The 21,462-nt window shown below is 68.5% G+C and carries 28 protein-coding genes and 1 riboswitch; of the genes, 22 read left to right on the top strand and 6 right to left on the bottom strand.

The window, feature by feature from the left end; all coding sequences use genetic code 11:
- Window positions 1–53: 53 nt before the first annotated feature.
- On the top strand, window positions 54–1,076 hold the full coding sequence (locus C7443_RS12785; protein ID WP_110019004.1) for a CobW family GTP-binding protein: 1,023 nt from the start codon (window positions 54–56) through the stop codon (window positions 1,074–1,076).
- Between the two features lie 21 nt (window positions 1,077–1,097).
- On the opposite strand, the gene C7443_RS12790 is transcribed toward C7443_RS12785, so the two are convergent.
- Window positions 1,098–1,583 (bottom strand): hypothetical protein, encoded by a 486-nt coding sequence (locus C7443_RS12790; protein WP_110019005.1) that lies wholly within the window; start codon window positions 1,581–1,583, stop codon window positions 1,098–1,100.
- A gap of 71 nt (window positions 1,584–1,654) precedes the next feature.
- Here C7443_RS12790 and C7443_RS12795 point away from each other — a divergent pair, with 71 nt between their 5' ends.
- Both C7443_RS12795 and ttcA read left to right on the top strand, forming a co-directional pair.
- Complete coding sequence (locus C7443_RS12795; protein WP_110019006.1) at window positions 1,655–2,917, top strand: TIGR03862 family flavoprotein; 1,263 nt, start codon at window positions 1,655–1,657, stop codon at window positions 2,915–2,917.
- Window positions 2,918–3,006: 89 nt separating this feature from the next.
- Complete coding sequence (gene ttcA / locus C7443_RS12800; protein ID WP_110019007.1) at window positions 3,007–3,951, top strand: tRNA 2-thiocytidine(32) synthetase TtcA; 945 nt, start codon at window positions 3,007–3,009, stop codon at window positions 3,949–3,951.
- A 60-nt stretch (window positions 3,952–4,011) separates the two neighbouring features.
- On the opposite strand, the gene C7443_RS12805 is transcribed toward ttcA, so the two are convergent.
- On the bottom strand, window positions 4,012–4,218 hold the full coding sequence (locus C7443_RS12805) for a YgaP family membrane protein (RefSeq protein WP_110019008.1): 207 nt from the start codon (window positions 4,216–4,218) through the stop codon (window positions 4,012–4,014).
- Window positions 4,219–4,360: 142 nt separating this feature from the next.
- Here C7443_RS12805 and C7443_RS12810 point away from each other — a divergent pair, with 142 nt between their 5' ends.
- A complete protein-coding gene (locus tag C7443_RS12810) occupies window positions 4,361–4,660 on the top strand; it encodes an ArsR/SmtB family transcription factor (protein WP_246004652.1) in 300 nt (99 codons plus the stop codon).
- A gap of 4 nt (window positions 4,661–4,664) precedes the next feature.
- On the top strand, window positions 4,665–5,219 hold the full coding sequence (locus C7443_RS12815) for a rhodanese-like domain-containing protein (protein ID WP_110019010.1): 555 nt from the start codon (window positions 4,665–4,667) through the stop codon (window positions 5,217–5,219).
- Here the strand turns inward: C7443_RS12815 and C7443_RS12820 are convergent.
- On the bottom strand, window positions 5,125–5,445 hold the full coding sequence (locus C7443_RS12820; protein ID WP_342774232.1) for an oxidoreductase-like domain-containing protein: 321 nt from the start codon (window positions 5,443–5,445) through the stop codon (window positions 5,125–5,127). The genes C7443_RS12815 and C7443_RS12820 overlap by 95 nt on opposite strands.
- Window positions 5,407–5,508: riboswitch (yybP-ykoY riboswitch) on the top strand. Its footprint overlaps the gene before it by 39 nt.
- A gap of 90 nt (window positions 5,509–5,598) precedes the next feature.
- Here C7443_RS12820 and C7443_RS12825 point away from each other — a divergent pair.
- From C7443_RS12825 to C7443_RS12835, 3 genes are all read left to right on the top strand, one after another.
- The gene (locus C7443_RS12825) at window positions 5,599–6,168 is read left to right on the top strand and encodes a TMEM165/GDT1 family protein (RefSeq protein WP_110019012.1); all 570 of its coding nucleotides are present in this window, start codon (window positions 5,599–5,601) and stop codon (window positions 6,166–6,168) included.
- A gap of 118 nt (window positions 6,169–6,286) precedes the next feature.
- The gene (locus C7443_RS12830) at window positions 6,287–6,904 is read left to right on the top strand and encodes a glutathione S-transferase N-terminal domain-containing protein (protein ID WP_110019013.1); all 618 of its coding nucleotides are present in this window, start codon (window positions 6,287–6,289) and stop codon (window positions 6,902–6,904) included.
- A gap of 23 nt (window positions 6,905–6,927) precedes the next feature.
- On the top strand, window positions 6,928–8,100 hold the full coding sequence (locus C7443_RS12835) for a cation:proton antiporter (RefSeq protein WP_110019014.1): 1,173 nt from the start codon (window positions 6,928–6,930) through the stop codon (window positions 8,098–8,100).
- Between the two features lie 8 nt (window positions 8,101–8,108).
- On the opposite strand, the gene C7443_RS12840 is transcribed toward C7443_RS12835, so the two are convergent.
- Window positions 8,109–8,459, bottom strand: a complete 351-nt coding sequence (locus tag C7443_RS12840; RefSeq protein WP_110019015.1) for an Hpt domain-containing protein — start codon at window positions 8,457–8,459, stop codon at window positions 8,109–8,111.
- Between the two features lie 112 nt (window positions 8,460–8,571).
- Here C7443_RS12840 and C7443_RS12845 point away from each other — a divergent pair, with 112 nt between their 5' ends.
- The 8 genes from C7443_RS12845 to C7443_RS12880 all read left to right on the top strand — a co-directional run bounded on the left by C7443_RS12845 (window position 8,572) and on the right by C7443_RS12880 (window position 12,901).
- The gene (locus tag C7443_RS12845) at window positions 8,572–9,036 is read left to right on the top strand and encodes a CYTH domain-containing protein (RefSeq protein ID WP_110019016.1); all 465 of its coding nucleotides are present in this window, start codon (window positions 8,572–8,574) and stop codon (window positions 9,034–9,036) included.
- Entirely contained in the window at window positions 9,033–9,515 is a 483-nt protein-coding gene (locus C7443_RS12850) for a L,D-transpeptidase (RefSeq protein ID WP_425467089.1), read from the top strand. Before C7443_RS12845 ends, C7443_RS12850 begins: the two co-directional genes overlap by 4 nt.
- Complete coding sequence (nagZ, locus tag C7443_RS12855) at window positions 9,512–10,579, top strand: beta-N-acetylhexosaminidase (protein ID WP_110019017.1); 1,068 nt, start codon at window positions 9,512–9,514, stop codon at window positions 10,577–10,579. Before C7443_RS12850 ends, nagZ begins: the two co-directional genes overlap by 4 nt.
- A gap of 95 nt (window positions 10,580–10,674) precedes the next feature.
- Complete coding sequence (locus C7443_RS12860; protein WP_110019018.1) at window positions 10,675–11,037, top strand: DsrE family protein; 363 nt, start codon at window positions 10,675–10,677, stop codon at window positions 11,035–11,037.
- 16 nt (window positions 11,038–11,053) lie between these two features.
- Complete coding sequence (locus C7443_RS12865; protein ID WP_110019019.1) at window positions 11,054–11,605, top strand: hypoxanthine-guanine phosphoribosyltransferase; 552 nt, start codon at window positions 11,054–11,056, stop codon at window positions 11,603–11,605.
- A 73-nt stretch (window positions 11,606–11,678) separates the two neighbouring features.
- Window positions 11,679–12,422, top strand: coding sequence for an S-methyl-5'-thioinosine phosphorylase (locus C7443_RS12870; protein WP_110019020.1), 744 nt, complete (start codon window positions 11,679–11,681; stop codon window positions 12,420–12,422).
- 11 nt (window positions 12,423–12,433) lie between these two features.
- A complete protein-coding gene (locus tag C7443_RS12875) occupies window positions 12,434–12,652 on the top strand; it encodes a hypothetical protein (protein WP_110019021.1) in 219 nt (72 codons plus the stop codon).
- Window positions 12,653–12,901, top strand: coding sequence for a hypothetical protein (locus C7443_RS12880; RefSeq protein WP_110019022.1), 249 nt, complete (start codon window positions 12,653–12,655; stop codon window positions 12,899–12,901).
- A 45-nt stretch (window positions 12,902–12,946) separates the two neighbouring features.
- On the opposite strand, the gene cysE is transcribed toward C7443_RS12880, so the two are convergent.
- Entirely contained in the window at window positions 12,947–13,756 is an 810-nt protein-coding gene (gene cysE / locus C7443_RS12885; RefSeq protein ID WP_110019023.1) for a serine O-acetyltransferase, read from the bottom strand.
- Between the two features lie 72 nt (window positions 13,757–13,828).
- On the opposite strand from cysE, the gene C7443_RS12890 reads away from it, so the two are divergent.
- The 6 genes from C7443_RS12890 to argC all read left to right on the top strand — a co-directional run bounded on the left by C7443_RS12890 (window position 13,829) and on the right by argC (window position 18,564).
- Entirely contained in the window at window positions 13,829–14,236 is a 408-nt protein-coding gene (locus C7443_RS12890; RefSeq protein ID WP_110019024.1) for a hypothetical protein, read from the top strand.
- A 123-nt stretch (window positions 14,237–14,359) separates the two neighbouring features.
- Window positions 14,360–14,890, top strand: a complete 531-nt coding sequence (locus C7443_RS12895) for an iron transporter (protein ID WP_110019025.1) — start codon at window positions 14,360–14,362, stop codon at window positions 14,888–14,890.
- A gap of 26 nt (window positions 14,891–14,916) precedes the next feature.
- Complete coding sequence (locus C7443_RS12900; protein WP_110019026.1) at window positions 14,917–15,249, top strand: cupredoxin domain-containing protein; 333 nt, start codon at window positions 14,917–14,919, stop codon at window positions 15,247–15,249.
- A gap of 21 nt (window positions 15,250–15,270) precedes the next feature.
- Entirely contained in the window at window positions 15,271–16,119 is an 849-nt protein-coding gene (locus C7443_RS12905; RefSeq protein WP_110019027.1) for an FTR1 family iron permease, read from the top strand.
- A 4-nt stretch (window positions 16,120–16,123) separates the two neighbouring features.
- Complete coding sequence (locus C7443_RS12910) at window positions 16,124–17,509, top strand: 4Fe-4S binding protein (RefSeq protein WP_110019028.1); 1,386 nt, start codon at window positions 16,124–16,126, stop codon at window positions 17,507–17,509.
- A gap of 101 nt (window positions 17,510–17,610) precedes the next feature.
- Window positions 17,611–18,564, top strand: a complete 954-nt coding sequence (gene argC, locus C7443_RS12915; RefSeq protein ID WP_110019029.1) for an N-acetyl-gamma-glutamyl-phosphate reductase — start codon at window positions 17,611–17,613, stop codon at window positions 18,562–18,564.
- Window positions 18,565–18,568: 4 nt separating this feature from the next.
- Here argC and C7443_RS12920 read toward each other — a convergent pair whose 3' ends face one another.
- Window positions 18,569–21,391, bottom strand: a complete 2,823-nt coding sequence (locus tag C7443_RS12920) for a methyl-accepting chemotaxis protein (RefSeq protein ID WP_110019030.1) — start codon at window positions 21,389–21,391, stop codon at window positions 18,569–18,571.
- Window positions 21,392–21,462: the final 71 nt, after the last annotated feature.

Below are 21,462 nucleotides of genomic sequence, written 5' to 3' on the forward strand. Positions count from 1 at the left end.
TCAAGGTCGCGCCAGCGTATGCTGCCGGCCCCTTTTTGCGGCGGAGCCCGGCCATGCCGATTCCCGTACATCTGATCACCGGCCTGCTTGGCAGTGGCAAGACCACGGCGATCCTGCGCCTGCTCGACTACCGCCCGGCCGCCGAGCGCTGGGCGATTGTCGTCAATGACTTCGGCGAGGTCGGCATCGACGGTGCGGTGTTCGGCGCCGTCGACGGCATCAGCGTGCGCGAGATCAACGGCGGCTGCCTGTGCTGCGTCGGCGCGATGGCGCTGCGCGCGAGCTTGCCGCGCCTGCTGCGCGAACAGCGTCCCGATCGCCTGCTGATCGAGCCGAGCGGTCTGGGGCATCCGGCCGGCCTGGTCGATCTGCTCACGGCCGCCAACCTCGCCGAGCACCTCGATCTGCGCGCCATCATCAATCTGCTCGATCCGCGCCGGCTCGCTGATGCGCGGCTGTGCGCGAGTGAGCTGTTCCGCGCCCAGGCGGCACTCGCCGACGTGCTGGTGGCGACGCATGCCGACGTCGCCTCAGCGGCGGATCTTGAGCGCTTCGCAGCCTTCGCGGCGTCGCTGTATCCGCCGAAGGCCGCCATCGGCCGCTGCGTCGACGGTGCGCTCGACCCGGCCTGGCTGGAGCTGCCGACGGCGGTCGGCGAGGGCGGGCCGATCATTTCGCCGCACGCGGGGGGGCTGGCGGCCGCGCCCGCGGTCGGACCGCGTTTTGCGCTGCCGGCGATCGATGCGCCTCAGCGTCTGGAGCATGCCAGCGATGGCCGTCACGCCTGTGGCTGGCGTTTTCCGGCGAGCTGGGTCTTCGAGGCTGGAGCGCTCAAGCAGCTGTTCGACCGTCTGGATTGCGAGCCGCCCCTGCTCGGCATCGAGCGCGGCAAGGGCGTGCTGCGTGTCGCCTGGGATCGTCTGCTGTTCAACGCCGTCGCCGGCGATGCATGCCGGGTGCAGCCACTGGCCTGGCGTCGCGACAGCCGTGCCGAGTTCATCGCCAGGGAGCAGGCGCAGCCGGACTGGGACGCACTGGGGGCCGCGCTGCTCGCCTGTCGCAGCCCGGCCGACTGATCCCGTTCGGACCGAGTGCCGTTACTGCGTGCAGTAGTGGTGGTACTGGTAGGGATTGGTGTCGTTGCACTGGTAGTAGCTGCTGCCGCTGGGCAGGTGATGGCCGACTGCTGCCGCGTCACCGTTGCTCTGGTCCGGCAACTGCGTGAACGGATCGTCGCTCGTGGCACCGTTGGCCGGGCTTGGCGGGGCCAGGTCCCGGGTGATCGTGAAAGGATTCTCCGTGCCGGAGTCTGGCGGGCCGGCCGCGTCGGTGTGGCTGGCGTCGTCGAGTACCGGATAGTGCTTGATCGTATCGGTGTGCGCGGGCGGATGAGGGGCGCCGATTGTCTGCGCGTAGACACTGCCGTGCAGCGCGAGGCTGGCAAGCAGAACCCGGCTGATACGGCTGAACATACTCATGGTGGCTTCCTGCAGCAGCAATGCCGAGTGCCCAGCGTGCGGCTGCGGCTTTAACGCTGGCTTAAGCGCGGCCGGCTTGACGTTGACTGTGCGAATGACGAGCATCGCGCGCCTCCCCCCGTCTCGAAGAGAAGCGTTCTCATGCGCGACCGTGATTCATCCTGCGTCTGGCCGCCATGTCCGCGCTGAGTGCTTCCGCGGCGGTGATCGGCGGTGGTCCGGCCGGGCTGATGGCGGCGGAAGTGCTGGCCGCAGCCGGCGTGCGCGTCGAACTGTTCGATGCCATGCCCTCGCCGGGGCGCAAGTTCCTGCTGGCCGGCGTCGGCGGCATGAACATCACACATTCCGAACCGCTGGCGACCTTCCTCACCCGTTACGGCCAGCGCCGTGAGCAGATCGCGGCGCTGCTGGCCGGGTTCGGACCGCAGGATCTGCGCGAGTGGCTGCACGGCCTGGGCATCGACACCTTCGTCGGCAGCTCCGGGCGGATCTTCCCGGTCGGCATGAAGGCCGCACCGCTGCTGCGTGCCTGGCTGCAACGGCTGCGCGCCGCCGGTGTGCAGATCCACGTGCGTCACCGCTGGCTCGGCTGGAATACCGACGGAACCCTGCGCTTCGCCACTCCGGCCGGCGAGATCGCACGCAGTTTTCCGGCCTGCGTGCTCGCGCTCGGTGGCGGCAGCTGGCAGCGGCTGGGTTCCGACGGCGCCTGGGTCGAGTGGCTCGCTGCGGGCGGTACCGAGGTCGTGCCGCTGCGACCGGCCAACTGCGGCTTCGATGTCGCCGGCTGGAGCGAGCACCTGCGCACGCGCTACGCCGGTGCGCCACTCAAACCGGTGCGCCTGAGTTTCATCGACGCCCAAGGCGAACGCTTCGAGCGGCGCGGGGAGTGCGTGCTGACCGCGACCGGCATCGAAGGCAGCCTGGTCTATGCCGCCTCGTCCGGGCTGCGCGGGCTGATCGAGGCTCACGGCGTCGCCCGACCGACCTTCGACCTGGCGCCGGATCGCGATGAGCTGCGCCTGGCGCAGGCACTGGCGCAAGCGCGCGGTTCGCGCTCGCTGGCCCATCATCTGCAGCGGCAGGCCGGCCTGTACGGCGCCAAGGCGGCGCTGCTGCGCGAGCAGGTAGCGGCCGAATGCCTCGCCGATCCACGCCGGCTCGCGGCGGCGATCAAGGCCCTGCCGATCGAGCTGGTGGCCACGCGCCCGCTCGACGAGGCGATCAGCTCGGCCGGTGGCGTTGCTTTCGAGGCGCTGAGCCCGGAGCTGATGCTGCATGCCCGCCCGGGCGTTTTCTGCGCCGGTGAGATGCTCGACTGGGAGGCGCCCACCGGCGGCTATCTGCTGACGGCCTGTTTCGCCAGTGGCCGTGTTGCCGGTGGTGGTGCCGTGAGCTGGCTGCGCCGCTGCGGGGTCTTGTCCGAGCCCGTCACCTGAATCGGCGGATTTCGCCAAGTGGGCGTCCCTGCTAGGATTCCGCGCCTGCCGCAGGCGCCCGCTCGCGGCCTCGACTGGATGTTTGCCGCATGCTCGACTCGACCGCCGCCCGCTCCGACAAGGAGCGCATCAACCTGATCAAGCTCGCCAAGCGTCTGCGCCGCGGCGTCGGCGAGGCGATTCAGGACTACAACATGATCGAGCACGGCGATCGCGTGCTGGTGTGCCTGTCCGGCGGCAAGGATTCGTACACGATGCTCGACATCCTGCGCTCGCTGCAGCAGTCGGCTCCGGTCGAATTCGAGCTGTTCGCCGTCAATCTCGACCAGAAGCAGCCGGGCTTTCCGGAGCATGTGCTGCCCGACTATCTGCGCTCGATCGGCGTGCCCTTCGAGATCATCGAGCAGGATACCTACAGCGTGGTGCAGCGCGTGGTGGCGGAGGGCAAGACCACCTGCTCACTGTGTTCGCGGCTGCGCCGCGGCATTCTCTACACCTACGCGCACACGCATGGCTTCAACAAGATCGCACTCGGCCATCATCGTGACGACATCCTCGAAACCCTGCTGCTGAACATGTTCTTCGGCGGCAGCCTGAAGGCGATGCCGCCGAAGCTGCTCTCCGACGACGGCCGCAACGTCGTCATTCGGCCGCTGGCCTACTGCAAGGAAAAAGACATCGAACGCTACGCGCAGGCCAAGGCATTCCCGATCATTCCCTGCAATCTCTGCGGTTCGCAGCCCAACCTGCAGCGTCAGGTGGTCGGCGACATGCTGCGCGACTGGGACAAGCGTTTCCCGGGCCGGCTGGAGACCATGTTCTCGGCGCTGAAGAATGTCGCTCCGTCGCAGCTGGCCGATACTGCGCTGTTCGATTTCACCAGCCTGGGGGCGAGCAGTGCGCCGCGCCGCGACTGGCTGGTGCCGGCGCGCGACGCTGCCGATACCGCTGAGGTGCCCGAGACGCCATCGGCCAGCGGCTCGGCCGACGCCGCCGTGCGCTACTTCCGCGGCGTGCGCATCGCCCAGGGGTGAGGCGCGGGCATGAAAAAGCCCCGCGGCAGGCGGGGCTTGGCGTGACGGCGCGAGCGGCGCTTACTTCTGTTCGGACTTCGACTCGGTCGGGCAGGTCTTGAGGCCGATCAGCGTGTAGGCCGGGCACCAGCCCATCAGGCCGGTGGCGATCGGCAGCACGCCGATCCAGCCCCAGACGCCGATCTGGCCGGCGAGCGTGAGACCGATCAGCACGAGGCCGACGATGATGCGCAGGATCTTGTCGAGCTGGCCGACGTTCTTGGTCATGACAACGTTCCTCACAGGGCATGGATTCCACAAGGGAAGGCGAAACGACCGATGCAGATATATCGGCTGCGTTCCGTTTGCTATCCGCTGTTTGACAGCATAATCATATATTCATATATTCGCAAATATGAAAATTGACGTGATGGATCAGGCGGCCGAATCCGCGGCACATCTGCTCAAGGCCATGGCCAGTCCGGTGCGCCTGAAGATCCTCTGCCAGCTCGTCGACGGCGAAAAATCCGTTGGCCAGATCGCTGACCTGCTCGGCGTGCGTGATGCGCTGGTTTCACAGCATCTCGCACTGCTGCGCAAGGACGGCCTGGTCAGCAACCGTCGCGAAGCACAGACGATTTTCTACTCGATCGCCAGTACCTCAGCCGAAAGCATCATCCGCACGCTGTACGCCCTGTACTGCGGAGCCAGTACCGACCCGGAGTCCTAACCCGATGAGCCTGAACACGATTGACGTCAAGACCCTGCAGACCCGCCTCGCCGATGGCACGGCGGTGCTGATCGACATCCGCGACCAGAACGAATACGCCCGCGAGCACATCGTCGGTTCCCGCCTGGTACCGGCCGATACGCTCGATGCCCACGAATTCGACGCCGACAGCGGCAAGCTGCTGGTGTTCTGCTGCCAGAGCGGCATGCGCACCGCCGCCAACGCCGCGCGCATCCTCAACCGCGCGCCGGGTGAAGTCTGCATGCTCGACGGCGGCCTTGAGGCCTGGAAGCGGGCCGGGCTGCCGTATCACGAGGACCGTTCGCAGCCGCTGCCGATCATGCGTCAGGTGCAGATCGCGGCCGGTACGCTGGTGCTGCTCGGCGTCGTGCTCGGCTTTCTGGTGGCGCCGGCCTGGTTCGGACTGTCGGGCTTTGTCGGTGCCGGCCTGCTGTTCGCCGGACTCACCGGCTTCTGCGGCATGGCGAATCTGCTGGCGCTGATGCCGTGGAACAAGCCGCGGCCGAGCAATCCGCAGCCGGCACAGCCGGCGGCGTGACGCCGAGCCGCCGGCACTCGTCCTCCCAGCGGGCGAGGGCCGTGCGCCAGTAATCGAAAATGCAGGGGCGGCAGCCGCGCTGGCAGCACTGCAGCGGATGTGGCTTCTGCGGCCTGGGCGGCAGTTCAGTCGGTGTGAGCGTCATGATGGCTTCCCGGTTGACGACGTCGATATGACGGGTATTCTGCCGCCTCCCATTGGGGAGTAGCCGCCCTCGACCAAACATGAGGGGCCTGCGCCAACAGACTTGAGCGTTCGCTCATGGTGCAGGCAGTCCAGCTCCGGACCTGGCGAGACCTTTGGCATCGGGGCCACGCAGCCGGTCGGGCGGGTGGCGCCATGCCATCGGCCTGCCCGCCGCCCGACCCCGGATGCACCCATGGAAGCCCTGCTGGTATCCACCTTTGCCGTCGCCATCGCCGAGATCGGCGACAAGACGCAGCTGCTCGCGCTGATCCTCGCCGCCCGTTTCCGCCGCCCCTGGCCGATCGTCGCCGGCATCTTCGTGGCGACGATCGCCAATCACGCCGTCGCCGGCGCCGTCGGCAGCTGGGTCGCCGAACAGATCGGCGAGGACTGGCTGCGTCGCGTGCTCGGCATCTCCTTCCTTGCCGTCGCCGCCTGGACGCTGGTGCCCGATAAAATGGACGATGCCGAGGCCGAGCCGAAGACTCACTACGGTGCCTTCATTGCCACGGTGGTGGCTTTCTTCCTCGCCGAGATCGGCGACAAGACCCAGATCGCCACCGTCGCGCTGGCCGCGCGTTTCGATTCACTGCTGGCTGTGGTTACCGGCACCACCCTCGGCATGATGCTCGCCAACGTACCGGCCGTGTTCATCGGCAACCGCCTCGGCAACAGCGCCTTCGCCCTGGGCTGGGTGCGTTATGTGGCGGCGGCGCTGTTTGCCGTGCTGGGCATCGTGGCGCTGTTCGACGTCCGCTTCTGATGCCGTCGGCACACGCCGTGCTGGCCGTGCCGCGCATCTGCTGGCATGTTCGTGACGGGGCTGCATGACGCTACGCCGCTCGGCCCCCCTGCTTTCCGCCGTGACTGGAGTCCCGCTGATGATGCGTTTGCGTTACTCGCCCACGTCCCCGTTTGTCCGCAAGGTCAGCGTCTGTGCGCTCGAACTCGAACTCGACACGCTGATCGAGCGCATCCCGACCAACCCCTGGGACCCGGCCTCCGACATCGCCGTCGACAATCCGCTCGGCCGCGTGCCGGCGCTGACGCTCGATGACGGCACGCTGCTTTACGACAGTCCGGTGATCTGCGAATACCTCGACTCCCTGGCCGGCTCGGGGCGCCTGTTCCCGGTGGCCAGTGTGGCGCGCTGGACGGCGCTGCGCCGACAGGCGCTGGCCGACGGGCTGCTCGACACCGCGATCACCGTGTTCATTGAGCAGGTCCGCCGGCCGCAGGGCTTGCGCTGGGCCGATTGGGTCGAATTCCAGCAGACGGCGGTGACGCGCACGCTGGATGCGCTGGAAGGCGAGGCGGAGCTGCTGGAAATCGGTGCGCCGACGATCGGTGAGATCGCGATCGCCTGTGCACTCGACTGGCTGGTGTTTCGCGGCGTGCGCCCGGACTGGCGCGAACAGCGCCCGCGGCTCGCCGCCTGGCATGGCGAAATCTGTCAGCGCCCGGCCTTCGTCGTGACCGTGCCGCGCGAACCCAGCTGAGCGCATCAGGGACGCTAGCCACCATGCAGGCCGACAGCATCGTCTTCGCCGTCTTCGTCATTTTCAGTGGTGCGGCCGTGCTGGCGGCGGCGGCGCTGTTCGCGCGGCAATCGTTGCTGATCGCCTATATCGTGCTCGGCGGCCTGTGCGGCCCGGCCGGCTTCGACGTCGTGCCGGAACCGGCGGTGATCCAGCAGATCGGCCATGTCGGCATCATCTTTCTGCTTTATCTGCTTGGCCTGAACCTGCATCCGCAGAAGCTCATCCCGATGCTGCGGCAGGCGACCTGGGTGACGCTGGCGAGCTCGGCTGCCTTTGCCGCGGTCTCGGCGCCGATTGCCTGGCTGTTCGGCTACCGCTTTGCCGAAGGACTGGTGGTCGGTGCGGTGATGATGTTCTCCAGCACGATCATCGGCCTGAAGCTGCTGCCGACGACGGCGCTGCACCAGCGGCACATGGGCGAGGTGATGATTTCGGTGCTGCTGCTGCAGGACGTGCTGGCCATTTTCATCCTGCTGCTGCTGCAGGGCGCCGGCGAGGCCGGTGGCACCGACTGGTGGGCCATGTTGATGCGTCTGCTGGCGCTGCCGCTGCTGTTCGGCTTTGCCGTGCTGATGGAGCGCCAGGTGCTGATGCGGCTGATCGCGCGCTTTGACGTGATCCAGGAATACATCTTCCTGACGGCGATCGGCTGGTGCCTGGGCATGGCCGAACTGGCCCACGCGACGGGTTTGTCCTACGAGATCGGCGCGTTCATCGCCGGCGTGGCGCTGGCGGCGAGCCCGATCGCAGCATTCATCGCTGAGAGCCTGAAACCGTTGCGTGACTTCTTCGTCATCATGTTCTTCTTTTCGGTCGGTGCGAGTTTCGAGCTGGGGGCGCTGGGCGGGGTGATCGTGCCGGCAGCGGTACTGGCGGCGGCGATGCTGTGGTTCAAGCCACGGGTGTTCCGCTACCTGCTGATCAACACCGGCGAAAAGCCGCGGCTGGCGCTGGAGATCGGGGCCCGGCTCGGCCAGGTCAGCGAGTTCTCGCTGCTGATCGCGGTGCTGGCGCTGCAGGCCGGCGTCATCGGCGCTCAGGCCTCGTACCTGATCCAGGCAGCGACGCTGCTGACCTTCGTCGCTTCCTCGTACCTGGTGGTGCGCCGCTTCCCGACACCGATGGCACTCAACGAGCGTCTGCGCCGCGACTGACGCCGCGCTCAGTCCATCGCCGCCTTGAGGGCTTCGCGGGTGGCCTTGGCGCAGGCGGCGAAGCGCATCAGCGCCGGGACGGCACCGCCGAGCTCGTCTTCGCGGCCCATCTGCTCCAGTTCGAAGGCGATTGCCGACAGGCGCTTGGCGCCGACGCTGGCGCTTGCCGACTTGAGCTTGTGAGCGATCTTGCGCAGCTCCTCGGCATCGCCGCCCATGCAGCGCTGTTCGAGGATTCGCGAGTCGGCGTCGAGATCATTCAGGTAGGTGCGCAGCAGTTCGGCGAAGCCGTCTTCGAGCAGCTCGCGCAGCTCGTTCAGCGTGATTTCGTCGACGATAGGTGGCAGTTCATTGCTCATGCGGCAAACGTCCTGTCCTCTGAGCCTTTCGCGGCTGGATTTATCAGGATATACGAGGCTGCGAACGATCCACTACCATCGCAGCCCCACTCGATCCGGCTGCGGAGGCCGTATGGCGACGGAAGTCGAGCACAAATTCCTGGTCATCAGCGAAGCCTGGCGCGCGGCCGTCGAGCGCAGCGTGCGCATGTCGCAGGGCTATCTGGTCAGCGACGAGGTGCGTTCGGTGCGGGTGCGCCTGGAGGGTGACGAGGCACGGCTGAACATCAAGAGCTCCGGCATCGGCACTTCGCGCGCCGAATACGAGTATCCGATCCCGCTCGCCGACGCCGAGGAACTGCTGGCCACGCTGTGCGGCACCAAGGTCGAAAAGACGCGCTACTACGTGCCGTTCGCCGATCATCTCTGGGAGATCGACGTGTTCGAGGGCGACAACGCCGGGCTGGTGGTCGCCGAGGTCGAGCTGGCCTATGAGGGCGAGCCCTTCGCGCGCCCGGACTGGGCCGGCGAGGAGGTTTCGCTCGACGTGCGCTACTACAACACCCAGCTCGCGCTGCATCCGTACCGTTCGTGGTGACGCGCCTGCAGGTCAGCATCGGCGGGCAGTGGCTGCGCCTGCTGGCGCCTGATGGCCGTACTGAAGCCGAGTACCGCGTGTCGACGGCCGCCGCCGGTGCCGGCGAGCAGAAGGGCAGCGGCTGCACGCCGCGCGGCCGTCACCGCATCCGCGCCAAGATCGGCGCTGGCCAGCCGCTCGGCGCGGTGTTTCGCGCGCGCCGGCCGACCGGCGAGGTCTGGACGCCGGCCTATGCCGCGGCGCATCCGGGGCGCGACTGGATTCTCACCCGCATTCTCTGGCTCGGCGGTCTGCAGGCGCATTTCAATCGTTACGGCGACTGCGACAGTGCCTGGCGCTACATCTATATCCACGGCACGCCGGATACCGAGCCGATGGGCGTGCCGCGCTCGCACGGTTGCATCCGCATGCGCAACAACGAGCTGGTCGAGCTGTTCGAGCGCGTCCGGGTCGGCGATGAGGTCCTGATCGAAGCATGAATACCCCAGCCAGCCCCGTATCCCTCGGTCCGGTCATGCTCGGCCTGGTCGGCCTGCAGTTGAGCGACGAGGAGCGTGAGCTGCTGCGTCATCCGCTGGTCGGCGGCGTGATCCTGTTCACGCGCAATTACCACGACCCGGCGCAGCTCAGCGCACTGTGCGCCGAGATCCACGCGCTGCGCTCGCCGCGGCTGCTGATCGGCGTCGATCACGAGGGCGGGCGTGTGCAGCGCTTTCGCGAGGGCTTCACCCGCCTGCCGGCCGTGCGCGCGCTCGGTGAGCTGTACGACCGCGAGCCGATGCGTGCCAAGCAGCTGGCGCGCGTCAGCGGCTGGCTGATGGCCGCCGAGCTGCGGGCCTGCGGCGTCGATTTCAGTTTCGCACCGGTGCTCGATGTCGACGTCGGCCGCAGTCAGGTGATCGGCGATCGCGCCTTCCATTCACGGCCCGAAGCCGTCGCCGAGCTGGCCCAGGCCTACATGAGCGGCATGCAGAAGGCCGGCATGGAGGCGGTCGGCAAGCATTTTCCCGGGCATGGCCATGTCAGTGCCGATTCACACCACGAGCTGCCGGTCGACCCGCGGCCGTTCGCCGACATCGCCGCCTATGACCTCATCGCCTTCGAGCGCATGTGTCATTACGGCCTGGCCGCGGTGATGCCGGCGCACGTGCTCTATCCGCAGGTCGATACGCGGCCGGCCGGCTTCTCGCCGGTGTGGCTGCGGCAGATCCTGCGCGGGCAGCTGGGCTTTCAGGGCGTGATCTTCAGCGACGATCTGGACATGGCCGCCGCCGGCTTTGCCGGCGGGCCGGCCGAGCGGGCGCGGGCCGCGCTGGCCGCCGGTTGCGACATGGTGCTGGCCTGTAACGATCGGGCCGCCGCCCGGCAGATCCTGCGCGGGCTCGACGATCCGGCACAGCCCGCCACGCATCTGCGCCTGGTGCGCCTGCACGGCCGCGGCCACATCGATTACCGCGCGCTGCACGCCACCGAAGCCTGGCGGCGCGCCGTGAGCCTGGTCAGTGATCCGGCCGCGCACGCCCTCGATGATATGGACATCTGAGCGCACGCTGGACTGACCGGGCGGGTGGTCTCGTCCGGGAGGGCTCCCTATAATCGCGCGCTCGCTTTGCTAGCTGCCGCCGTGCGGAGATCGTAATGTCAGACAAGCTGTTGTTTATATTGACGAATGCAGATCCGAGCGATGCCGCCGTGCTGAATGCGGTGTTTGCTCAGGCGGCGGTGGCCGCGGCGATGGAATACGACGTCGAGATGGTGCTGACCGGGCGCAGCGGCGCGCTGGCGCAGCGCGCCTTCGCCAATGAGGTCAGCGTCGGCAAAGGCCGTTCGGCCTACGATCTGCTGCGCGATGCCGCCGAAGCCGGCGTCAAGTTCAAGATCTGCACGCAGACGCAGGAGCGGCTCACCGGCGAGATGATCCCCGAGATCGCCGAAGTCGTCGGCGGTGCCTACATCATCAGCGAGGCGATGGACGACGACACCGTCACCTTCACCTACTGAAGCCGGGAGTACAGCCATGTCGCAACAGCCGCAGGATATCCGCGCGGTGCGCGCGAGCGCCGAGGAGCTGGTCTCCCCGCAGCAGATCGAGCAGGCGCTGCAGCGGCTCGCCGCCGCCATCGACGCACGGCTCGGCGCACGCGATCCCGTGGTGCTTGTGGTGCTCAACGGCGGCATCGTGCCGGCCGGGCTGCTGCTGCCGAAGCTCGATTTCCCGCTGCAGATCGGCTACCTGCACGCCACCCGCTATCGTGGCGAAACCCACGGCGGCAGCCTGCAGTGGATCGTGCGGCCGAGCCTGCCGGTGCAGGGGCGCAGCGTGCTGGTCATCGACGACATTTTCGACGAGGGCTACACGCTGAAGGCCATCGTCGAGGAGCTGCGCGGCGAGGGCGCCGCCGAGGTGCTGAGCGCGGTGCTGGTCGACAAGGTGCACGCCCGCAAGGTGCCGGGCTTCGAGGTCGATTTCGTCGGTGTCGAGGTGGCCGACCGCTATGTCTTCGGCTGCGGCATGGATTACCACGAATACCTGCGTAACCTGCCGGGCGTATACGCTCTGCCCGAGTGAAGCCCTCGGCTGAACCGCGTGGCGGCCGCGGCTGTCACGTTTTCGAATCCTGCAACCTGGAGCGCTGCGACGCATGTCCGATCTGCTCGCGATCATCGGCGGTACCGGCCTGACCTCGCTGGAGACGCTGGAAATCACCCGCAAGGAGATGGTCTCCACCCCCTACGGCGAACCTTCCGGCCCGATCACGCACGGCGTGCTCGCCGGTCATCCGGTGGTGTTCCTCGCCCGACACGGTTACGGCCACACCATCCCGCCGCACCAGATCAACTACCGCGCGAACCTGTGGGCGCTCAAGCACATCGGCGTCGAGCGCATCATCGCCGTCGCCGCCGTCGGCGGCATCACCGCGCGCATGGGGCCGGGCGTGCTGGCTTTTCCCGACCAGATCATCGATTACACCTACAGCCGGCATAACACCTTCTTCGAAGGCGATCTCACCCACGTCACCCACATCGACTTCACCTGGCCCTATGACGCCGGGCTGCGCGAAAAGCTGATCGCCGGCGCCCGCGCTGCCGGGCTGCAGGCGATCGAAGACGGCACCTACGCCGCCACGCAGGGCCCGCGTCTGGAGACTGCCGCCGAAGTGCTGCGTCTGGAGCGCGACGGCTGCGATGTCGTCGGCATGACCGGCATGCCCGAGGCGGCGCTGGCGCGTGAGCTCGGCATCGCCTACGCCAGCTGCGCAGTGGTCGCCAACTGGGCCGCCGGCAAGGGCGAGGGCGAGATCACCATGGAGCAGATCGACCAGTGCCTGAAGCTGGGTATGGAGCAGGTGCGCACGCTGCTGCGCGTCGTGATCCCGATGGTCTGAGGAGTCAGTCAATGACGAACATACAGGTGCCGATGTGGGTCGGCCTGCTGCTGCTCGCGGTCGGCGTGATGGATCTGCTGCTGGCGCGCTCGATGGCCGCGATGCTGGCCCGCCATCCGCAGGCAGCGACCGGCAAGCTCAAACTGGTCGCCACGGTGACCCAGCTGTCGGGTGCGTTCGCGCTGGTGGTCGGCCTGGTTTTACTGCTGTTTTTCCGTGAGGGGGCTTGAATGAATGATCTGCAGACGACGCTCGCGTCGCTCGACTGGGCGGCGCTGGCACGCCAGGGTGGCCTGATCTGGGCCGGCGTACTGGGCACGCTGCTGGTGCTGTGGCTGTGGTCGGAGCTGATGCTGGCGCTCGGCGGCGGCCTCAAGGACGGTGCGCGGGCCACGCTGCACGCGCTGCTGCTGCTGGTGACCGTGGTGGCGGTGCCGGTGGCCGGTCTCGCCGCCTGGCACTGGCTGCCAGCACTCTGAAGCGGACCGACGGCCGCCGGGGCGGCCGTGTCGCGGTCTTCGCGCTCAGCCCTCGATGTGGTGGTCCATCGAGCGGGCGGGTTCCTGGTCGCGGCAGCGGCAGACCACGCGGGCCGGTACACCGACCACGGTGCAGTGCGGCGGTACGCGGTCGAGCACGACGCTGCCGGCGCCGATCTTCGCTCCGGTGCCGATTTCGATGTTGCCGAGCACCGTGGCATTGGCGCCGATCAGCACGCCGGCACGCACTTTCGGGTGGCGATCGCCGGTTTCCTTGCCGGTCCCGCCCAGCGTCACGCCCTGCAGTATCGAGACATTGTCTTCGATGATGGCGGTCTCACCGACCACCAGGCCGGTCGCATGATCGAGCAGGATGCCGTGGCCGATGCGTGCCGCCGGGTGAATGTCGACTGAATAGACCTCGCTGATGCGTGCCTGCAGGAACAGCGCCAGCGCCTCGCGGCCGTGGGTCCACAGCGCGTGGGCGACGCGGTAGGCCTGGATCGCCTGAAAACCCTTGAAATACAGCAGCGGCACGGCGTAGCCGGGGCAGGCCGGATCGCGTTCGCGCACCGCGCGCAGGTCGGCGCGCACGGCATCGAGCAGCGCGGGTGCCGAGGCGATGGCTTCCTCGATGATTTCACGCACCACCATCGGCGGCACGATCGAGCCGCCGAGCTTGTTGGCCAGCGTGAAGGACAGGGCGCTGCCGAGATCACGGTGGTTGAGCAGCGTGGCGTGCAGGAAACTGGCGAGGATCGGTTCCTCGCGCGTGGTGCGGGCGGCTTCTTCACGGACCGCGTCCCACAGCGGGTCAGTGGTCGTGGCAATGTCGCGCAGGGCTTGTACGTTCATGAATGGGGCCTCGGTGGGGGCGGCGCGTGGCCGGGCCTGGAATGCTGGTCCGTTTTGCACGGAGATACGCAGATGATTTTGGTATTGCTGGTGGTTGCGCTGGGCATCGGTCTGTGGTGGTTTTTTTCGATGCACAACGCGGCGTCGATGGATCGGCTCAAAGAGTACGGATTCCATCCTGATTATACGCTCGACGACACCGTCAATCCGGTTGCCTTCGATCATCAGGCGCAGCGCATCGCCTTTCTCGGCCTGAGCAGCACGAAAATCTACCGCTACGACCAGGTGCGCCGCTGGGAACTGCAGCGTTACGAGTCGCCCGGCGGCAACGATATGTCGGAGCCGCGGGTGCATCGCGAGCTGATTTTCCACCTCGACGACAGCGCGCAGCCGACCGTGCGCCTTGCCGGTTTCGACGAGGAGCACGCCCGGCGCTGGCTGCAGACGCTGCAGCAGGAGCTGCCGCGCGCCGGGCGCTGAACGCCGGCCGGCGCTTATGCCGGCTTAAGCTGTCTTAAGAAATAGGAATGATTTGCATTTGTTGAACGGCTGAATTTAACATCATTCGCATTCCGCATTTATTGCTTTTCAGGAGTGCTTTTGATGAAACCCTCTGTCCTGCTCACCGCAGCCCTGCTGCTGCCCTGCGCCGTCCAGGCCAAGGAATTCCCCGCCGGCAAGCCGCAGCAGCACGCCGGCCTGGAGATCGCCGCCGTTTACCTGCAGCCGGTGAAGATGGAGCCCGAAGGCATGATGCGTAAGGCCGAGGACTCCGACGTGCACATGGAAGCGGACATCAAGGCACTGAAGGACAACCCGAACGGCTTCGAGGAAGGTTCCTGGGTGCCGTATCTCGGCGTCAGCTACGAGCTGACCAGGCTCGACAGCGGTGAAAAGGCCAGCGGCGAGTTCATGCCGATGGTGGCCTCCGACGGTCCGCACTACGGCGACAACGTCAAGATGATGGGCACCGGCAAGTACCGGCTGACGCTGCACATCACCCCGCCCGGCAGCGGCCACGCGCATTTCGGCCGCCACACCGACAAGGAAACCGGCGTCGGCGAGTGGTTCAAGCCCTTCGACGTCAGCTACGACTTCACTTACGCCGGCATCGGCAAGAAAGGCGGCTACTGAGCCGCCGCTACCGGAGAGCGTGAGATATGCGTCCCCTGCTGATGACCGTGACTGCCGCGGTGCTGTGCGCCGCCGCGCTGCCGGCGCTGGCCGACCTGCCGACCTTCCGGCTGGTGGCCCGCGACGGTACCTTCGAGCCGGCCGAGATCGTCGTGCCGGCCGGTACCAAATTCCGCCTCGAAATCGAAAACACCGGCAAGGACCCGATCGAATTCGAGAGCAGCGAGCTGCGCAAGGAGAAAGTGCTGGCTCCGGGAGCGAAGTCGACGCTGGTGTTCCAGGCGCTCGGCGCCGGCCGCTACCGCTTCTTCGACGAGTTCCACGAAGCGACCGGGCAGGGCGCGATCATCGCGCGCTGACGGCGCGCCGGGAGCTGCATCATGGGTGACGTACTGTTCATCGTCTGGCGCGAGAGCGTCGAGGCCATGCTCGTCGTCGGCATCCTCTTCGTCTGGCTGCGCCAGCAGGATGATGCGCGGCAGGGGCTGCGCTGGCTGTGGACCGGCGTCGGTCTCGGCCTCGCCGCCGCGGCCGGACTGGGCATGGCGATCCTCGGCGCGGCGAGTTTCCTCGACGGCGAGTCCGGCGAGTGGTTCCAGGCCGGCATGGTGCTGGTCGCGGTGCTGTTGATCGTGCAGATGGTGTGGTGGATGCGCCGCCACGGCCGCACGCTCAAGCGCGAGCTGGAGCAGGGCGCGGCACGCCACCTCGAAGAGCGCAACGGCTGGGGGATCGCCGTGCTGGTGGCGATCGCCATCGCCCGCGAAGGCAGCGAGACGGTGATCTTCCTCTACGGTCTCGGCGCCCGTCACAGCGGCGCTGATCTGGCGCTGTTCGCCGGTTCCGCGGCGCTCGGTCTGGCACTCGCCTTCGCCACCTTCTGGCTGCTGCAGGCGAGCAGCCGCTGGCTGTCCTGGCGCACCTTCTTCCGCTTCAGCGAAACACTGCTGCTGCTGCTGGCCGCTGCGCTGCTGATGAGTGGCGTCGACCGCCTGATCTCGCTTGATGTGCTGCCGACGCTGGTCGATCCGCTGTGGAACACCACGGCGCTGCTCGATGACGGCGGCAGCGTCGGCGGGCTGGTGTCGGCGCTGACCGGCTATCGGGCGCAGCCGGCACTGATCTCGGTGCTGATCTATGCCGCCTTCTGGCTCGGCGTGTGGTGGCTGCTGCGCCACTCGGCAGTGCCGACCCAGGCGCGCGCGCAGGCGCTGCCGGCGCGGAGCTGAGGCAATGGCCGCGGTGTTCGAGACGTCTCCTGCGCGTGCCGGCTGGCTGCTGCGTCTCGGCGACGCGATGCGCCGCCACGGCACCGCCATCCGCCGCCTGCAATGGCTGGTCGTCGCCTTTTACGGGGTGTTGATCGTGGTGCCGGCGCTGCTGCCGCTGCCGGCCGACGATGCGCACATCCTCGACAATCTGACGCTGTTCGCGCAGTTCCTGTTCTGGGGCATCTGGTGGCCGTTCGTGCTGCTCAGCATGGTGCTGCTCGGTCGCGTCTGGTGCGGGGTGTTCTGCCCCGAAGGCACGCTGACCGAGGCGGTCAGCCGCCACGGCCGCGGCCGTGGCATGCCGCGCTGGCTGCGCTGGGGCGGCTGGCCCTGCGTGGCGTTCGTGCTCACCACCGTCTACGGCCAGCTGGTCAGCGTCTACCAGTACGCGCAGGCGGCCCTGCTGGTGCTCGGCGGCTCGACGCTGGCGGCGATGCTGGTCGGCTGGTTTTATGGTCGCGGCAAGCGCGTCTGGTGCCGCCACCTGTGCCCGGTCAACGGCGTGTTCAATCTGCTGGCGCGACTGGCGCCGCTGCACTTTCGCGTCGACCGCGAACGCTGGGACGCGCAGGCCGGCGGCATTACCCTGCCGCCGAACTGCGCGCCGCTGATCGACATCCGCCGCATGCACGGCGCCGCCGCCTGCCACGCCTGCGGTCGCTGCAGCGGCCAGCGCGATGCGGTGGCGCTGAGCCGGCGTTCGCCGAATGCCGAGATCGTCGAGCACGGCGGCGAAGACGCCGGCGGCTGGGACAGCGCGCTGCTGCTGTTCGGCATCATCGGCGTGGCGATGGGTGCCTTTCACTGGACCGCCAGTCCGCTCTACGTCGACCTGCGTCTCGCCGCCGTCGACTGGGCGGTCGAGCGCGGCGCCGACTGGCTGCTCGCCGACAACGCACCGTGGTGGCTGCTGACGCACTATCCGCAGAACCACGATGTCTTCACCTGGCTCGACGGCGGCCTGATCGCCGCCTACATCCTCGGCACCGGGGTGGTGGTCGGCGGCCTGCTGTATGCGTTGTGCGCGCTGGCGGCGCGGCTGCTCGGCGCCTTGCCGGCGCGTCACCATCTGGCGCTGTGCTTCGTGCCGCTGGGCGGCGTGGGGGTGTTCCTCGGGCTGTCGATGACCACGCTGAGCCTGCTCAAAGGTGATGGCATCCGCCTCGGCGGCGTCGACGAGATGCGCGCGCTGCTGCTGGCGGCGGCGGCGCTGTGGACGCTGTGGCTGGGCTGGCGCAGCAGCGGCCGCTACGCCGGCGGCGTGCGGCGGCTGGCCGCCAGCGCGCTGCTCGGGCTCGGTGCGGCCGGCGTGGTTGCCGGCTGGGCGGCGCTGTTCTTCGTCTGGTGAGGCGGGCGGCGGCTTTGTCGCGGACCTGACGCCGGGGGCGCGCTATCATGCGCGCCCCTGATCATTGGCCTGCCCCCGGGCACGGCGACGAGGACTTTCGCATGAGCATCCGCGTATTCATCGACGGTGAGGCTGGTACCACGGGCCTGCAGGTGCGCGCCCGCCTCGAAACCCGCCCCGAGCTGGAGCTGCTGTCGATCGCCGCCGAGCGGCGCAAGGATCCGCAGGCCCGCCGCGAGCTGCTCAACAGTGCCGATGTCGTCATCCTCTGCCTGCCCGACGACGCCGCCATCGAGGCGGTGGCGATGATCGACAATCCGGCGGTCGCGGTGATCGACGCCAGCACCGCGCACCGTGTCGCCGCCGGCTGGACCTACGGCTTTCCGGAGATTGGTGCCGGGCAGCGGGCCGCGCTGCTGGCCTCCAAGCGCATCGCCAACCCCGGTTGCTACCCGACCGGCGCCATCGGCCTGCTGCGGCCGCTGACCGAGGCCGGCCTGCTGGCCTGCGACGCCCACATCGCCGTCAGCGGTGTTTCCGGCTATTCCGGTGGCGGCAAGGCGCTGATCAATACCTATGAATCGGGCACGGCCGAGCCTTTCGGCATGTACGGCCTGACGCTCAAGCACAAGCACGTGCCGGAGATGCGCGCCTACAGCGGCCTGCAGCACGCGCCGCTGTTCTTCCCGGCGGTCGGCAATTTCGCCCAGGGCATGCTGGTGACGGTGCCGCTGCACTACGCGCAGCTCGCCAGCGGCGTCAGCGGGCAGACGCTGGTCGAGGCCTACCGTGCGCATTACGCCGGTTCGCGCTTCGTCCACGTGATGCCGCTCGACGGTACCGAGGCGCTGGAGCGCGGCGCCTTCCTGCGCCCGGATGCGCTCAATGGCAGCAATGACCTCGAACTGTTCGTCTACGCCAACGACCAGAGCGGCCAGGTGCTGCTGATCGCCCGTCTCGACAACCTCGGCAAGGGCGCCTCGGGCGCGGCGATCCAGTCGCTGAACCTGATCAGCGGCCTGCCGGAAGACGCCGGCCTGTCGAGCACGCACTGAGGCTTCAGCAGCGGAAGCGGGCGATCAGCGCCCGCAGGCCGCCGGCCAGCTGAGCCAGCGCGCTGGCGGCGGTGCGCACCTCGGTGCTGTCCTGTGCGGTGTCGGCGATGCGCGCGCGCAGTGTCGCCAGCTGCTCGGCGATGCCGTGCGTGACGCTGCCGGCTTCGGCGACCGTGCGGGCCAGCTCGCTGCTGACGCTGTTCTGCTGCGCGACGGCCTCGGCGATGCCGGTCTGCAGGCCGTGGATGCGGTCGACGACCGCGCCGATCTGGCCGATGGTCTCGCCGACGTCGTGGGTGTCGTCGCGCATCGCACTGACGCGCTGGGCAATGTCCTCGGTCGCCTGCGAGGTCTGCCGCGCCAGCTCCTTGACCTCCTGCGCCACCACCGCGAAGCCGCGCCCGGCGCTGCCGGCGCGCGCCGCCTCGATCGTCGCGTTCAGGGCCAGCAGGTTGGTCTGCGCGGCGATGCGCGCAATCAGCTGCACGATGGCCTCGATACGCTCGCCGCTGGTGCGCAGCTGATCGAGACGGGCATCGGCGGTGCGCGCGGCGCTCTGCGCGGCATCGGCGATGCGCCGGGCTTCGGCGGCGTTGCCGGCGATCTCGCGGGTGCTGGCGCTGAGCTGCTCGCTGGCGGCGGCCAGTGTGTCCATCCGCGCGCTGATGGCATCGGCGTCGCCGGCGGCCAGCCGGGTGCCGTCAGCGCTGTCGGTGGCCTCGGTGCTCAGGCGTTCGCTGATCGCCGTCAGCCGGCTGGCAGCCTCGCTGACCTGCTGCGCCTCGCCGGCGATGGCGGTGATGCGCTGGCGCAGATCGTCGATCAGCGCCGCGATGCCGGCCGCGATCTGGCCGATCAGCGCATCATCGACCGCTTGCTGATCCGCACTGCGCAGATCACCGGCGACCACTGTGCGCACCTGCTCCAGAACGCGGTCGGCGTCGGCGCGCAGCAGCTCCAGCTGCGCGTGTTCACGTTCGCTGGCGGCGCGCATCGCCGTCTGCGCCTGCACCGTCGCCGTTACCGGCTGCCAGCTGAGCAGCCAGCCGAGCGGCTCGCCGTCGCTGGCCTGCAGTGCATCGAGGCGCTGCTGCACATGCTCGTCGCCGAGCCGGCGCACGCGCTCGCCGGCCTGCAGCGGGCTCACGTCCGCCAGCGCCACGAGCGGCTGGTCGAGCGGCGTCGCAGCCGCGGCCGGCAGCGTTTCGGCCAGCGTGGCGAGCAGCGCGCGCATCGCCGGATTGAGGTAGCGGATGCGGCCGTCGGGCTCGGCGAACAGCATGCCGACCGGTGCGCCTTCCATCATCGCCTGCACCCGGCCGAGTTCGCGGCGCTGCAGCGCGATCGCCTCCCAGTCGACCTGCGTCGATTGCACGGCGCCGCGGATGCCGGCCAGCGTGCGTTCCAGCGCCTGGCCGAGCTGGGCCAGCTCGTCGCGGCCGGCGCAGTCGGCCTGCTGACCGAGATCGCCGGCGGCGACGGCTTCGAGCACGCTGACGCTGCGCTGCAGCGGCCGGCTGATGGCCACTGCCAGCCACCAGGCCAGCGCCGCCATCGCCAGCACCAGCAGGGGCAGCAGTAGCGCGAGGCGGGTGGAAATCGCCGCCTCGGCCTGATGCACGCCGGCATCCATCGCCGCGACCGGTGCATAGGCCTCGGCCCGCGCGGTCTCGGCGAGCAGCGCCCAGCGCTGGCCGCCGATGTCGAGCGGCGTGTAGGCACTGAGGTATTCGCGGCCGTCATCGGCGCGGTAGCTGTCGAGCCCGGTCCTGCCGGCGAGCGCCGCGGTGAGTGGCGCCGATGCCTGCTGGTGCTTCGCCGGTTCGAGCAGCGCCGTGGCGACGCTGACACCGGGCGCATCCGCCGGCGGATCGCTGCGCGGCAGGCCGTCGGCGGCGTACAGGTGCAGCTGCAAGTGGCCGTCGCCGCCGTGCAGTGCCTCGCTCAGCGTTTGCGGACTCAGGCGCAGCGCCAGCACGCCGAGGCGCACGCCGGTGCGAAACACCGGCGCGGCGAGAAATGCCGCCGGCGCCGCGCCGAGCGGCGTGTACGGCGCAAAGTCGACGAAGACGAAACCGCTGCCGGCTTTCATGGCGTTGGCGCGCTGCCAGGCGGTGGCGAGGCCGCTGTCGTGCCACGGTCCGCTGGCCAGTGAGGTGGCGAAGTCGGCCTGGCGGGCGCTGGAGTAGACGACATCGCCCTTGTCGGTCTCGATCAGGTAGAGATCGGCGACGCCGAGGCGCGCTGCCAGCCGGCTGAGCGCCGGGTCGAGGCGGGCGTGCAGCTGTTCGTACTGGGTGTTGCCGCTGGCACCGGCCGGGGTCGGCAGGCCGTCGACGAAGCGCGTCTGCAGCGCCACGGCGTTGGCGCTGAGTGCGGCGATCCAGTCGTCGACCGGCGTTGGCTGCGGCGGGCGCACGGCGCGCAGGACGCTGGCGAAGGGGCCGTCGTACCAGCTGTGCAGCCGCTCGCGGCGGGCGCTGAGGGTGGTGCCGTTGACGTCGGCCTCGGTGCGGTAGTTGTTGAAAGTGAAGGTGAAGCGATCGAGCGTGTCGATCATCAGCGGGCCTTCGGCCAGCGTCTGCAGCTGATCACTCAGCACGCGCATGCGCTCGCTGACGCGCGCCGCCAGGGCATCGCGCTGGCCGCGCAGGCGCAGGCCGATCTGCGCTTCCAGCGCCTCGCCCGCGGTGGCCCGGGCATCGCTCAGCGCCGCTTCCAGGCGCGGCAGCACCAGCGCCCCGGCGATCAGCAGCGGCAGGCAGCCGCTGAGCAGGAACAACAACAGCAGGCGGGGCCGCATCCGCAGGCGGGAGAGAACATGCATGGCCAGGTGCTCACACGGTGGCTGACCGATGCGCGCACACTAGGGCTGAAATATGACTGTCATGCTGCAGG

This window comes from Plasticicumulans acidivorans, assembly GCF_003182095.1.
Classification (GTDB): Bacteria; Pseudomonadota; Gammaproteobacteria; order Competibacterales; family Competibacteraceae; genus Plasticicumulans; species Plasticicumulans acidivorans.

Excerpts from the sequence above, each read along its gene's own strand:
- C7443_RS12875 (WP_110019021.1), top strand. The coding sequence starts at position 12,434 with ATGACGAACATACAGGTGCCGATGTGGGTCGGCCTGCTGCTGCTCGCG.
- C7443_RS12920 (WP_110019030.1), bottom strand. The coding sequence starts at position 21,391 with ATGCATGTTCTCTCCCGCCTGCGGATGCGGCCCCGCCTGCTGTTGTTG.
- C7443_RS12810 (WP_246004652.1), top strand. The coding sequence starts at position 4,361 with ATGGATCAGGCGGCCGAATCCGCGGCACATCTGCTCAAGGCCATGGCC.
- C7443_RS12830 (WP_110019013.1), top strand. The coding sequence starts at position 6,287 with ATGATGCGTTTGCGTTACTCGCCCACGTCCCCGTTTGTCCGCAAGGTC.
- C7443_RS12815 (WP_110019010.1), top strand. The coding sequence starts at position 4,665 with ATGAGCCTGAACACGATTGACGTCAAGACCCTGCAGACCCGCCTCGCC.
- C7443_RS12785 (WP_110019004.1), top strand. The coding sequence starts at position 54 with ATGCCGATTCCCGTACATCTGATCACCGGCCTGCTTGGCAGTGGCAAG.
- C7443_RS12860 (WP_110019018.1), top strand. The coding sequence starts at position 10,675 with ATGTCAGACAAGCTGTTGTTTATATTGACGAATGCAGATCCGAGCGAT.
- C7443_RS12835 (WP_110019014.1), top strand. The coding sequence starts at position 6,928 with ATGCAGGCCGACAGCATCGTCTTCGCCGTCTTCGTCATTTTCAGTGGT.
- C7443_RS12870 (WP_110019020.1), top strand. The coding sequence starts at position 11,679 with ATGTCCGATCTGCTCGCGATCATCGGCGGTACCGGCCTGACCTCGCTG.
- ttcA (WP_110019007.1), top strand. The coding sequence starts at position 3,007 with ATGCTCGACTCGACCGCCGCCCGCTCCGACAAGGAGCGCATCAACCTG.
- nagZ (WP_110019017.1), top strand. The coding sequence starts at position 9,512 with ATGAATACCCCAGCCAGCCCCGTATCCCTCGGTCCGGTCATGCTCGGC.
- C7443_RS12805 (WP_110019008.1), bottom strand. The coding sequence starts at position 4,218 with ATGACCAAGAACGTCGGCCAGCTCGACAAGATCCTGCGCATCATCGTC.
- C7443_RS12910 (WP_110019028.1), top strand. The coding sequence starts at position 16,124 with ATGGCCGCGGTGTTCGAGACGTCTCCTGCGCGTGCCGGCTGGCTGCTG.
- C7443_RS12880 (WP_110019022.1), top strand. The coding sequence starts at position 12,653 with ATGAATGATCTGCAGACGACGCTCGCGTCGCTCGACTGGGCGGCGCTG.
- C7443_RS12845 (WP_110019016.1), top strand. The coding sequence starts at position 8,572 with ATGGCGACGGAAGTCGAGCACAAATTCCTGGTCATCAGCGAAGCCTGG.
- C7443_RS12825 (WP_110019012.1), top strand. The coding sequence starts at position 5,599 with ATGGAAGCCCTGCTGGTATCCACCTTTGCCGTCGCCATCGCCGAGATC.
- C7443_RS12790 (WP_110019005.1), bottom strand. The coding sequence starts at position 1,583 with ATGCTCGTCATTCGCACAGTCAACGTCAAGCCGGCCGCGCTTAAGCCA.
- C7443_RS12895 (WP_110019025.1), top strand. The coding sequence starts at position 14,360 with ATGAAACCCTCTGTCCTGCTCACCGCAGCCCTGCTGCTGCCCTGCGCC.
- C7443_RS12890 (WP_110019024.1), top strand. The coding sequence starts at position 13,829 with ATGATTTTGGTATTGCTGGTGGTTGCGCTGGGCATCGGTCTGTGGTGG.
- C7443_RS12865 (WP_110019019.1), top strand. The coding sequence starts at position 11,054 with ATGTCGCAACAGCCGCAGGATATCCGCGCGGTGCGCGCGAGCGCCGAG.
- C7443_RS12900 (WP_110019026.1), top strand. The coding sequence starts at position 14,917 with ATGCGTCCCCTGCTGATGACCGTGACTGCCGCGGTGCTGTGCGCCGCC.
- argC (WP_110019029.1), top strand. The coding sequence starts at position 17,611 with ATGAGCATCCGCGTATTCATCGACGGTGAGGCTGGTACCACGGGCCTG.
- C7443_RS12820 (WP_342774232.1), bottom strand. The coding sequence starts at position 5,445 with ATGTTTGGTCGAGGGCGGCTACTCCCCAATGGGAGGCGGCAGAATACC.
- C7443_RS12840 (WP_110019015.1), bottom strand. The coding sequence starts at position 8,459 with ATGAGCAATGAACTGCCACCTATCGTCGACGAAATCACGCTGAACGAG.
- C7443_RS12795 (WP_110019006.1), top strand. The coding sequence starts at position 1,655 with ATGTCCGCGCTGAGTGCTTCCGCGGCGGTGATCGGCGGTGGTCCGGCC.
- cysE (WP_110019023.1), bottom strand. The coding sequence starts at position 13,756 with ATGAACGTACAAGCCCTGCGCGACATTGCCACGACCACTGACCCGCTG.
- C7443_RS12905 (WP_110019027.1), top strand. The coding sequence starts at position 15,271 with ATGGGTGACGTACTGTTCATCGTCTGGCGCGAGAGCGTCGAGGCCATG.